At 63.2% G+C, this 11,424-nt stretch carries 14 protein-coding genes; 10 read left to right on the top strand and 4 right to left on the bottom strand.

Features of this window, described 5'->3' with window-relative positions:
* Positions 1–322: 322 nt before the first annotated feature.
* The 5 genes from ASF57_RS27125 to ASF57_RS23405 form a co-directional block, all read left to right on the top strand.
* Positions 323–697 (top strand): Ig-like domain-containing protein (locus ASF57_RS27125; protein ID WP_244477088.1); only part of this gene is annotated, 375 nt, incomplete at its 3' end.
* A gap of 1,761 nt (positions 698–2,458) precedes the next feature.
* A complete protein-coding gene (locus tag ASF57_RS23390) occupies positions 2,459–2,845 on the top strand; it encodes a hypothetical protein (RefSeq protein ID WP_056488259.1) in 387 nt (128 codons plus the stop codon).
* A 62-nt stretch (positions 2,846–2,907) separates the two neighbouring features.
* Positions 2,908–3,444: a TadE/TadG family type IV pilus assembly protein gene (locus ASF57_RS23395; RefSeq protein ID WP_082504374.1), complete on the top strand. Its 537-nt coding sequence runs from the start codon at positions 2,908–2,910 to the stop codon at positions 3,442–3,444.
* On the top strand, positions 3,444–3,974 hold the full coding sequence (locus ASF57_RS23400; protein WP_056488265.1) for a TadE/TadG family type IV pilus assembly protein: 531 nt from the start codon (positions 3,444–3,446) through the stop codon (positions 3,972–3,974). Before ASF57_RS23395 ends, ASF57_RS23400 begins: the two co-directional genes overlap by 1 nt.
* Positions 3,975–3,978: 4 nt before the next feature.
* Positions 3,979–4,989: a pilus assembly protein TadG-related protein gene (locus tag ASF57_RS23405; protein WP_082504375.1), complete on the top strand. Its 1,011-nt coding sequence runs from the start codon at positions 3,979–3,981 to the stop codon at positions 4,987–4,989.
* 117 nt (positions 4,990–5,106) lie between these two features.
* Here the strand turns inward: ASF57_RS23405 and ASF57_RS23410 are convergent, their stop codons facing one another.
* Positions 5,107–5,715 carry a PAS domain-containing protein gene (locus ASF57_RS23410; RefSeq protein WP_162241313.1) on the bottom strand — a complete coding sequence of 203 codons (609 nt, stop codon included), beginning with the start codon at positions 5,713–5,715 and terminating at the stop codon, positions 5,107–5,109.
* Between the two features lie 176 nt (positions 5,716–5,891).
* On the opposite strand from ASF57_RS23410, the gene ASF57_RS23415 reads away from it, so the two are divergent.
* A complete protein-coding gene (locus ASF57_RS23415) occupies positions 5,892–6,242 on the top strand; it encodes a hypothetical protein (protein WP_056488271.1) in 351 nt (116 codons plus the stop codon).
* A gap of 55 nt (positions 6,243–6,297) precedes the next feature.
* On the opposite strand, the gene ASF57_RS23420 is transcribed toward ASF57_RS23415, so the two are convergent.
* Positions 6,298–6,501 (bottom strand): hypothetical protein, encoded by a 204-nt coding sequence (locus ASF57_RS23420; protein WP_056185071.1) that lies wholly within the window; start codon positions 6,499–6,501, stop codon positions 6,298–6,300.
* Between the two features lie 186 nt (positions 6,502–6,687).
* Positions 6,688–7,029: a hypothetical protein gene (locus tag ASF57_RS26110; protein ID WP_156376312.1), complete on the bottom strand. Its 342-nt coding sequence runs from the start codon at positions 7,027–7,029 to the stop codon at positions 6,688–6,690.
* 190 nt (positions 7,030–7,219) lie between these two features.
* Between ASF57_RS26110 and ASF57_RS25215 the strand changes: the two genes are divergently transcribed.
* Positions 7,220–7,798, top strand: coding sequence for a PAS domain-containing protein (locus tag ASF57_RS25215; RefSeq protein ID WP_162241594.1), 579 nt, complete (start codon positions 7,220–7,222; stop codon positions 7,796–7,798).
* 236 nt (positions 7,799–8,034) lie between these two features.
* On the opposite strand, the gene ASF57_RS23425 is transcribed toward ASF57_RS25215, so the two are convergent.
* Positions 8,035–8,628, bottom strand: coding sequence for a PAS domain-containing protein (locus ASF57_RS23425; protein WP_056488275.1), 594 nt, complete (start codon positions 8,626–8,628; stop codon positions 8,035–8,037).
* A gap of 194 nt (positions 8,629–8,822) precedes the next feature.
* Here ASF57_RS23425 and ASF57_RS26115 point away from each other — a divergent pair, with 194 nt between their 5' ends.
* The 3 genes from ASF57_RS26115 to ASF57_RS23435 all read left to right on the top strand — a co-directional run bounded on the left by ASF57_RS26115 (position 8,823) and on the right by ASF57_RS23435 (position 11,062).
* On the top strand, positions 8,823–9,161 hold the full coding sequence (locus ASF57_RS26115) for a hypothetical protein (protein WP_156376314.1): 339 nt from the start codon (positions 8,823–8,825) through the stop codon (positions 9,159–9,161).
* A 330-nt stretch (positions 9,162–9,491) separates the two neighbouring features.
* The gene (locus tag ASF57_RS23430) at positions 9,492–10,094 is read left to right on the top strand and encodes a TetR/AcrR family transcriptional regulator (protein ID WP_056488278.1); all 603 of its coding nucleotides are present in this window, start codon (positions 9,492–9,494) and stop codon (positions 10,092–10,094) included.
* A gap of 284 nt (positions 10,095–10,378) precedes the next feature.
* The gene (locus ASF57_RS23435) at positions 10,379–11,062 is read left to right on the top strand and encodes a type 1 glutamine amidotransferase domain-containing protein (protein WP_056488281.1); all 684 of its coding nucleotides are present in this window, start codon (positions 10,379–10,381) and stop codon (positions 11,060–11,062) included.
* Positions 11,063–11,424 lie beyond the last annotated feature (362 nt).

Genomic DNA, 11,424 nt, shown 5'->3' on the forward strand with positions numbered 1-11,424 from the left:
CSACCAACGACACCACCCCGACCATCACCGGCACGGCCGAGCCGGGGGCGACCGTCATCGTCTCGAACGGCRCGACCCAGATCGGCTCGACCGTGGCCGCTGCCGATGGCAGCTTCAGCCTGACGCCGGCCGCTCTGCCCGARGGCACGGCCAGCCTCACGGCGGTCGCCGTGGATGCGGCGGGCAACGCCTCGCCCGCCTCCGCAGCGACGCCYCTGGTCATCGACCTCACGCCGCCGGGCGCACCGGTGTTCGACGCCCTGGCGCCGACCACCGACACCACCCCGACCATCACGGGTACGGCCGAGGCCGGACGGCCCCGGTGCTGGATGCCCTGGCGCCCACCAACGACACCACCCCGACCATCACCGGCACGGCCGAGCCGGGTTCGACCGTCATCGTCTCGAACGGCACGACCCAGATCGGCTCGACCGTCGCCGCTGCCGATGGCAGCTTCAGCCTGACGCCGGCCGCTCTGCCCGAGGGCACGGCCAGCCTCACGGCGGTCGCCGTGGATGCGGCGGGCAACGCCTCGCCCGCCTCCRCAGCGACGCCCCTGGTCATCGACCTCACGCCGCCGGGCGCACCGGTGTTCGACGCCCTGGCGCCGACCACCGACACCACCCCGACCATCACGGGTACGGCCGAGGCCGGCACCACCGTCACCATCTCCGACAACGGCACCGTGCTCGGCACGNTGGTCATCGACCTCACGCCGCCGGGCGCACCGGTGTTCGACGCCCTGGCGCCGACCACCGACACCACCCCGACCATCACGGGTACGGCCGAGGCCGGCGCCACCATCACCATCTCGTCTGACGGCACCGTGCTCGGCACGGCGCTGGTCGGGACAGACGGACGCTTCACCTTCACGCCCACCGCCCCGCTGGCGGATGGGAACACCGTGTTGACGGCCGACATCATCGATGCGGCTGGCAACGTGGGGCCGAGTACGAGCCGCATCGCTATGACGATCGATGCGACCAGCCCCGGAAATGTCGCCCCGCAGGCGGTGTCGGAGGCGATCTCGACGGTGACGCACGCACCAGCGGTGACCGGCAACGTCCTCGCCAACGACACTGACCCCAATGCTGGCGATGTCCTGCACGTGACGTCAGTGCGCTTTGCAAACGGCGTGACCGCTGAGGTTCCGACGACGGGTACTGCCACGGTCGTGTCCGACCATGGAACTCTCCAGATCTCCGCAGACGGTCACTACAGCTATCAAGCCATCGGAGCCAACAACGTCGGGAACGGCGCGCAAACCAGAACTGAGATCTTCACCTACACGGTCTCGGACGAACAAGGTCTGTCGAACTCGGCGTCCCTCAGCGTCTCTCTTCAAGGGGTCGCTCCAGCTGCCGCGGCAACGTTTGGCTTCGCCTTCGTCGATGCTCACGTCACCTTGGCTGGCGAGTCTCTCGTCCTGACGGACCCGGAGGGCGTGCATCACGACATCAGTGGTATCGGAACGCTCCACTTCACGGATGGTACGATCCAGGAGAACGACGGCCACTCACTCGTGGATGATGTCTGGTACCTGTCGAACAACCTGGATGTGTGGAGGGCCCACGTCGATGCCGACACCCATTACGAGACGTTTGGCTGGCGCGAGGGACGTGATCCGAACGCCTACTTCCATACGCGCGAGTATTTGGCCGAAAATCCCGACGTGGCGGCGGCCGGCGTCAATCCCCTGGAGCATTACTTCAACTACGGCGAACGGGAAGGCCGGAGTCCGGGTTCGGATTTCGCACCTGAGACGTATCTGTCTCTGAATCCGGACGTGAAGGCGGCGGGTGCCAATGCCCTGGAGCATTACCTTCAGCATGGCCAGCGGGAAGGTCGTAGCGTGTACGAAGGTGAAAGTTCTCCGACTCTTGTGGGAGACTTCGATGTCGAGTTCTACCTGGAACACAATCCCGACGTCGCTGCCGCCGCACGGTCAGCGACGGGCGTTCAGCCGGGGGATTACGCCTTCCAGCACTACCTCGACTTCGGTGCCAAGGAAGGGCGAGCCCCCAACGAGCTGTTCGATCCGGCCGCCTACCTGGCCGCGAACCCCGACGTCGCCGCGAATGGGGCCAATCCCCTGATCCACTACCAGGAGTATGGATGGCACGAGGGCCGCGATCCGGGACCCGGCTTTCACACGAACGCCTACCTCGAAGCCAACCCGGATGTCGCCGCCGCCGGCTGGGATCCCCTGCAACACTTCCTTGAGTTCGGCATGAAGGAAGGCCGCCTCCCGGTCTGAGTTCCCGCAAGACCGGAGCCCGCGAGAATCGTCGCGGGCTCCACCGGTCATGCTTTGGCCGGACGGGATGAACCCAGCGTTCCGTGACGTCCCAAGAACACCGCCCGGGGGCCAAGCCTCATCAGGGCAGCCGTACAGCCTGGCGAGCCCCGCTTCACCGGGTTTGAGAGCCGAACAGCAGCAGATCGAGGTCTTGCCCTCATGATTCCCGCCAACGATTTGATCTCCGTGCCGGATGTGGTGCAGTTCCGGCGAACCATCCAGAGAAGCGTAGAGCAGCTGATGGATGCGCAGGACTACATCACTGGACAGGTCGCGGCCTTGAAGGCCATCGAACGTCAGGTGCGAACTCTGGCGTTACGGGAGAGCAGCCGTCTCCTCGAAGCGGAGAGCCAGACGGACGATCTCGACCGTTTGAGTGATATGCAGACGGCCACCAACGCGAATTTCCGCCAGATGCAGGACTCCTATGCGGGCTTGCGCGCGCAGATCCTGACGCTGCTGGGGCAGCACGAGCAGCTCTACAGCTCCACGTTTGCCCCGACGCCGTCCGATCCGGCTCCGGCGCGATTCGCCCATTCCGAGTGAACATCGGCCCGCGGATCCCGGTCGGTCGCCGCGACGGGGCTTGTCGAGCTGGGAGAGCGCAGATGGATCGCCCATGCGACGCCCCGTCCCGTCGAACACGCTCCGGATCACATCGGTGGTGCCGGCTATGGGCTGACTTCATCCGCGACACGCGCGCGGCGACAGCCGTCGAGGTCGCGATGATCACGCCGTGCTTCCTGGCGATGGTTCTCGCCTGGATCGAGGTTGGTCTGTGCCTGCTGATGCTCAGTACCCTCGACAACGCGGCGCGTGATGCGAGCCGGCTGCTCCGGATCGGGTCGGTGAACGAGGCGACCTTCAAGGCCGCGATCTGCGCGAAGGCGTCACCCGTCATTCCTTGCGACAAGATCGTCTATTATGTTCAGTCGGGTACGAGCTTTGCCAGCCTCTCGCCCGCGACATCGACCAGCGCCGGGGGATTGAGCAAGACCGGCTTCAATTCCGGCAGCTCCGGATCCGACGTTATTCTCCAGATCGGCTATAGCAAGGCGCCGCTATCCGGGATGTTGAAGGGCGCAGGCTTCGACACGGATGTTCTGCTGTTGACGACCTTGTCGTTTCAGAACGAGCCCTACTGATGCGCGCCTTGGCGAGGCGGTACCGGTCTGACGAAGCCGGCGTCGGCGCCGTCGAGTTCGCCCTGATCGCTCCGTTCATCCTGGTCGCGATGCTCGGGAGTTTCCAGGTCTTCGCACTGGCGCGGGCACGGATGCTCGCCGTTGCTGCCACGCGCAACCTGGCGGATCTCGTTTCGCAGCAGGCGAGCGTCACGGCCTCGGACGTCGCGGATTACTGCAAGGGTGCCAAGCTCTCGCTGCTGCCCCTCGATACCGCGGGCTTTGCGGCATCGGTTGCGAGCGTGAGTTACCTCAACACGGTTCGGAAGGTCGACTGGACGAACACCAGCTGCGGCATCGTCTCAGCGATCGCCACTGCCGCGAGCGATGCCGCGCCCGTCACGACCAGTTCCGGAGACAGCGCGATCGTTGTCAAGGCGAGCTTTCGTTACGCATCACCCCTGACCTTTCCTCTTGCGTTGAACGTGACCTTCTCGGTTTCCGCCCTGGCGCGCCCGCGTTCCGGCACGGCGGTGACATACGGCAGTTGAGAGCATGCGGATGCCGGTCGCTTCCTCGCCACGCGACACGCCTTGCCGTTTCCTGACGGATTGCAGGGGCACGTTTGCGGTCTGGTTCGGGGTCATGCTCGTTCCCGTTCTGCTGATTGCGGGCGGCGGGCTCGACATGATGCGGGCGGTCCAGCTCCGATCCGAGCTTCAGGCGGCGGCCGACAGCGCCGCCTTGGCGGGCGCGTCCGTCTACGTATCGGCCACGACAAGTTCGACCGCTCAGGCGACCGCGACGCGTTTCATGGCCAACGCCATCGCGCGGATGCCCTCCGCAGCGAATGTGACCTTCACCGCAACGCCGAGCGCGGCGAGCGCGGCCGTCTACAGCGTGGCCGTGGCGGCTGAAGCGCGGGTCCCGAACTCCATCCTCTCGATGGTGTCGAGCGAGACTGCCGTCACGGTCCTGTCGGAGGCCCGCAGTGCCGGCTACAAGCTGGCGTTCTCACTGTCGAGCTTCGCCAGCAATTCCGCCGACGCGAACAGTATCTACTGGTACGTCGTGCCAGCCAACAACGGAATTCCAAGCAACAGCGATCTGAACTTACTATTTTCCAACACGGCAGGGAGCAGTTCCAAGGATATTTCCGCCGTCATTGGAACCGGCCAGAAGATCGGGTTCGCTCTGAAGAACGTGACCGGTGGGATCTCGAGCTATGGCCGCAATGGCTATGGCGCCGCTCCGGGGAGCAGCCACATCTTCTATTCGCACCTCGTTCCCCCGTCATCCGCCGCCTATGCGCTGCAGCTGTTCAACTGCAGTCTTCAGACGACGACGCAGGGCGGGTTACTGAGTAACGGCTTCTGCTCGTTGGGCGCTCCGAGCAATGCAACGGTCAACTGCAATCAGACGCCGGGCCGGAAAATCACCTACAAATGGAATGATATGGGCGGGTTGGTCGACGACAAGGACTACAACGATGCCGTGTTCAATGTAACCTGTCCCAGCACCCCATCGGGCGTGGGCGCCACGAACACCGTGGTCTTGACCCGGTGACGTTTGAGGGTCGGCGGAGGACGGCTTACCGTCCCGACATCCTTTTGAAAAAAGGCGACGCATATCAAACGCCGCGGAGGCGCGCGCTGGTCGGGAGATAGCGGCTCGATCCGACGATCAGTTCATGCGCGCGCGGCGCTGATCACGTTCCAGTTTCGAGAGGCGTCGCCCAAGCTCCAGCAGAAGCATGTTGGTCATGTTCTCCAGGAGAGGATCGGCGAGCTTCTGGACGGCCTGACGGGCGGCGAGGCAATGCTCCGCCGCCTCCTCCAACGGATGCTCTGAGAGATCCGGTAACCCGGCGGAACAAGCGGCTTCATCGGCGTGATGTTCAGTCACGTCGATCAGGAAGCCGGAGCCGCGGCGGGGCTGGCCCGTTTCATCCAACTCGATGCGACCGCGTGCCAAAACCCAGCGCAGGGCGCCGTCGGCTGAATGAATGCGATACTCATGCACGTAGGAGCGCCCCGACAGCGCGCTTCTGGCGATGATCTCGGCCGTTTTCACCCGATCTTCAGGATGAACGGCTTTCAGGAACAGACTCAGCGGAGCTCCACCGCGCGCCACCGAAGGGTCGACACTCGAAAGCAGAGCAACGGTCGCATCGGCAAACAACCGGTCATTGGGGATATCCCATTCCCAGCGCCCGATCATATCCGACGCATCCATGGCGTCTTGTAGCGCGATCTGTGGGGTTTCAGCCGCGCATGTATCCCGCCGCGCCATCAGATGATCCTGGCCTCGTGAATCTCCGACATAACTTGGCACCGAAACTGAAAAACAAAATATTAACATATGAAATCAGGTTCACACCTCGTACTGGTCTTTTTGCACCATCGCGTTCGAGCGTCCGGTCAGCTAAATCGACGATGCCAAATTTTGTATGCAACTGGGGATGAGCGATGGACCGCAAGCTCGATGCCAGCGAGGGAGCAAGGTCTTTCTCACCCGAGTCAGACGTCAACGGACCAGTCCAAGTCATGTCCGATCTGAGGCAGGACCTTCAGAATCGCATCGCGCAACAGCTCGGAATATCCGCCGCCGAGCTGCGGGACCCAGGCGAAACCCCGAACGCCGTGCACAGCGCGTCCAACCCGTTTCAGTCGACCGACACCGCCTTGAGCCGCGAGTGCCTGGAACTGCTCGACGCGTACATCCGCATCACAGATGTTGAGCAACGCCGTCGATGCCTTCAAGCCGTTCGCGAGGTGGCATCTGCCTCGGCAGACGAGGGCCCGGTGGAAGAAGCATGATGGCTCGACGGTAGCCGGTTAAAAGTACGTCGCCGCATTGATCTCACGCTGGCGATCACGCGTCCAGCCGTTCCGCCGATGCCTCATCATAACGGTCCATCATTTTGCGGCGCTCGTCTTTCTGAGCGAGTTCCTGTGCAACCTGCCACAGCAAGGCGCGTGTCATGGCGCGCATCGCCGGGGTACCTGTCTCGGCGACCGCTTCATGAGCTTTGAGGCATGCGTCCGCCATGGCCTCGAAACGTTCGTCGTATTCCATTGAGGATCAAGCCTGCTTCAGCGTGATAACAAAAGACAGAGAACGAAGTTGCACGCTGCCATTCTGTTGCAAGGAAGGGCGTTTCATTGATGTGTCTTAATATGAATGCGGTGTAAAATTTTATAATCGATCAACAATTTCAATCGCGTGTTTCAGAGTCTTACTTTCGATACCAAATGCTCGACGTCAGAGCTTGCCGTGCTTGTTCCTTTGAACTGCGTCCCGAACCATCTTCAGCAGGCGCTGGCGCTCTTCCGGGTCTTCCACACACGCGAAAACCGCGACGAGATCGGAACAGTCTCGGCTCAACGCCGTCTCGGCCGGTGGCCCGCCAGGACCGGCGTCTGGAACCTGATTGTCGGAAGCCCCTCGATCGAAAAGGTCTGATACGGACAGACCGAGCGCATCTGCAATGCGGGATTGAAGGGTCGAGCCATACGAGGGTGAAGCCTCCGCCTCCTGATCCGGCAAGCGCGTGATGTTTTTTGTAAACGCATCGGCTTCAGCCGGGCTCAGCTTACGGCCCATGGCGCTTCTCCACCACAACCCAGAACCGCATCTCGAACGCTTTCATGGAGGATACCATACAGCTTTTTATGTCGCATCGAGATTTTGATGAGGATAGCTTTCGCTAGTTTTTTTCTTATTATGCTGCAACATCACATTGTATCCGACCACGGAGATGCGAGTGGGGCGATTTCAAACGCGTGAGACCCTGGTGTCGCAAATCATGCTGCAACAGGCGCTTGACGCATCCGATATTATCGGACGCTGGGAATATGACGTTCCGAATGATCGCGTCTATGCCGACGCCCTCGTAGCACTTGTCTTCAACATCAACCCCGCTGAGACCGCAGCGGGCACCTCTCTCGGTACGTTCCTCGCCGGCGTTCATCCGAAGGACCGCGAGCGGTTTATTCGCGAGATCAAACTGAGCACTGAAACGGGCCTTTGCTGCGCGTTCGAGTACCGAGTTTGCTCGGCCGACGGTGTGGTACGCTGGGTTCTGGATCGTGGACGCATCGCATTGGACGAGGCAGGACGGCCTCAGCGTGGTAGCGGTGTGCTGATCGACATCACACAATCTCGCCTCGGTGATCATGCGAGAGGTACTGATGCGAGTTGTCAGGCTCAGCACCCCTTGGAACGCGCGGCAGAGCATTGCCTTGCGGCCCGTGAAGCGATTCATGAGTATCCCGAGCCCCTCCTACACCGGATGAGCGATATGCTGCTGCTGGAGGTTGGGCGTGCGCTCTCCAAACTCACGGACGAACGACGTCGCGGTGCAATGAATTAGCCCGGAGGTCCTTGAGCCGGTTGCAGCGGGGCGCGATCCTTCGAGCACCGAATCGAGGTCCCTCGCTGGCCGGTCGGTTGTCCCGTCTGCAAACAAGACTTCCGCCCGCCGGAGCAGTTCGCAAAGCGGATGTGGCAGGACCGACCTCGGACGCGCCGGCGCCCTGTTCTCGTGCGTCGCAACCCATTCCGCACAGGTTTTCGATCGCTTTCGGCGCTGGTAGCGCCAGCGGTCGATCAGTTCATGCGCGCACGGCGCTGATCGCCCTCGAGCTTCGCCAGTTGGCTGCCAACTTCCAGCAGGAGTGCGTCGCTCAGCAGGTGGAGAACCGACCGGGGCAATTCATTGATCGCCTTGTGGGCAGCCAAGCAGTGCTCGGCTGCGCGTTCCAGAGGGTGATCGGAATGCAGGACCGCAGCCGAGGCGTGATCTGCCTGGTCAAACCACTTCTGTGTCACGTCGATCAGGATCCCGCTGCCTCGCAGTGGAGCGCCGGTTTGGCTGAGCGCGAATCGACCGCGTGCAAGGACCCAGCGCAGATTGCCGTCGGCCGAACAAACCCGGTATTCCGCCAGATATGAGCGCCCGGCCTCGGCGCATCGTTCGATCAGGCGATGTGTCGGATCGCGATCTTCAGAATGCATTCCGCTCATGAACCGAGCGAGGGGAGTTCCGGCTTTTGCCAAAGCGGGGTCGACGCCGAACAGCAGGGCAACGGTCGGATCTGAAAAGGCCCGGTCATTGGGAATATCCCAATCCCAGCGGCCGATCACGTCCGTGGCGTCGATCGCATCCTGCAGTCCGATCTGCGAAACCTTCGCGCCACCCAACTGACCTCGTCCCACTCTCACCTCCAACCCGCGTCAATTCCTCCGTTCACTGAATCATGAGGCATTTTTACGGCTGGTTAACACAGGATAAAGTGTTTCCCGCTCTCCCGACACGATGCGGCCACGCGTTTGCATACACTTTGGCCTGTGGCATGTAGGCCTCAAACTCATGGGCAGACGATTGGGGACAGGACGTGGACCGTAAGCTGAACCTCGTCGACGCCACTTCGTCCGCCTCTTCTGATGCAAGTTCGGAAGGTCAACTTCTTCCATCGAACCGCAAACGGCTGCTTCAGGAGCAGATTGCAGAGAAGCTCGGCATCTCGCCAGACGCGTTCGGCACAGTACCACGTTCGGTTTCTGGCGGGCCGGGAGCGGGTATGCCGGTCGAAGGCTACGACGTCGCCCTCAGCCGTGAATGCCTCGAACTGCTCGATGCCTACTGCCGAATCGCCGATCCCGAGCAGCGCCGTCGATGCCTGCAGATCGTCCGTGCTGCGGGCGTCAGCTCGACCGGTCGCCTCGCACCCTAATGCAGTTGTTCGAGGCCGCAGCGCGACGCCGAAAGGGATGTCCTCGGCTCCGGATGCCGCTCGGGAACGAAGCGTGGATCAGGCGCTGCGCACGATGAGGTAACCGATGGTCATTCCGACATCGAGCCCGAGCCGGCAATCGCCCGCCCTGTTCAGACATCGAATCGGGTCTCGCCGACACGATGTGGTCGAAGCAGGCCCCCGCGATGAAACGTTCCGCGATGATCCCCGAACGCCGCAGGATTGTCGGGCATACGCTCCGGTGATGTCCCCGACAAAAAGACCCGATCGCCACTAGACGACCGGTCTAATTCAGACTATCTCACGGTCATGGGACGCGTCACCGCACAGACCGACACCCGTCGGGGGATCCTCGACACCGCCTATGGCCTCGTCGGCGCGAAGGGCTTCTCCGGAGTCGGGCTCAACGAGATCCTGACCTCGGCCGGCGTGCCGAAGGGGTCGTTCTACCACTACTTCGGCTCCAAGGAGGCTTTCGGCGAAGCCCTCTTGGCAGACTACTTCGAAACCTATCTCGCCGACCTCGACACCACACTGGCGGAGCCGGGGCTGAACCATGCCGAGCGTCTGATGAACTACTGGCGGAAATGGCAGGCCACGCAGGGGAGCATCGACGACCGGCGCAAGTGCCTCGCGGTGAAGCTTGCGGCGGAAGTCTCGGACCTGTCCGAGCCGATGCGCCTTGCCCTGAAGGGCGGCACGGCCTCGATCATCGAACGGCTGTCGCAATCCATCGCGGCAGGCGTGGCGGAGGGCTCGCTCACGGTCGAGAGCGAACCGCATACGACCGCCGAGGACCTGTACCACATCTGGCTCGGTGCGAGCCTGATGGCCAAGATCGTTCGGACCGACGCACCGTTCGGGGCTGCCATGGGGACGACCCGACGCATCCTCGGCCTCGCCTCGCCCTGAGCCATCGCGTTGCGAAGGGACCGAGGAGACCCCCATTCCCAGGCCCGGGAAAAAGACGACCGGTCTACTGAACTCCGCACGGCCTGGTTCGAGGAGGTGCGCGGCACGAACGGAGAATCCTGCCCTCGACAAAGGGCGCTGACGCGAGATCCAGACGCGGGACGCATCGCAAACGCACGATACGCCGCTCAGCCTTTCCGAACCCGGCGAAGTCCATAGACCCGGCGACCGACCCGGTATCGAAAACCTTCTTCTCACCCAAGCGAAAGACCCGGAGAACGACGATGAAGATCCTGATGGTCCTGACCTCGCACGACCGCCTCGGCGACACGGGTCGGAAGACCGGCTTCTGGCTGGAAGAACTCGCGGCCCCCTATTACGTGTTCAAGGATGCGGGGGCGGAGATCGTCCTGGTGTCGCCCGAGGGCGGCCGCCCACCGCTCGATCCGAAGAGCGCCGAGCCGGACTTCCAGACCGACACGACGCGGCGATTCGAAGCCGACGCGGCGGCCATGGCGGTGCTGGCCGAGACAGGCCGGCTCGATGCCGTCGGCCACGAGGGCTTCGACGCCGTCTTCTATCCTGGCGGTCACGGGCCCCTCTGGGACCTCGCCGAGGACACCGCCTCGATCGGGCTGATCGAGACGACGCTCGGGGCCGGCAAACCCGTGGCCCTGGTCTGTCACGCCCCCGGTGTCCTGCGCCACGCCAAGGGTCCCGACGGGAAGCCCCTCGTCGAAGGCCGGACCGTCACCGGCTTCACGAACACCGAGGAGGAGGCCGTCGGCCTCACCCAGGTGGTTCCGTTCCTGGTCGAAGACGAGCTCAAGCGGAACGGAGGCCTCTACGCCAAGGGGGCCGATTGGGGACCCTTCGTCGTGACGGACGGCCTGCTCATCACCGGCCAGAACCCGGCCTCCTCCGGCCCCGCCGCCGAGCGTCTCGTCGCCCACCTCGCACATCTCTGAGGACGCGGGCGCCCTCGTCGGCGCCCGCACCCGACCGTCCGCCCAACCCAGGATCGTCGCCCGGCCGAGCCCGGGCGAAGACCCTGCATCGGCGACCTCGCGGAACCCGGAGCCTTGGCACCGACCTCGGCACCGCGGTGCGGGGTCCGGACACCGTGTCCCGGGCAACGACGATCGGCATGGACATCGTGAGGGCGAAAGGGTGACCCGTTCGCGACGCAGAATTTCCACGCCGATATCTTGCCACTCAAACCTGTCGACAATCCGATTCGGCGACGCTGCGCCGACAGCCGAACCCACGGACCGATTCGGACCTGCCATTGCAGCCGTCCCGCTCGCCAGGTCCGTCAATTACTGTCGCG

It is taken from the genome of Methylobacterium sp. Leaf117 (assembly GCF_001422985.1).
In the GTDB taxonomy this organism is placed as follows: Bacteria; Pseudomonadota; Alphaproteobacteria; order Rhizobiales; family Beijerinckiaceae; genus Methylobacterium.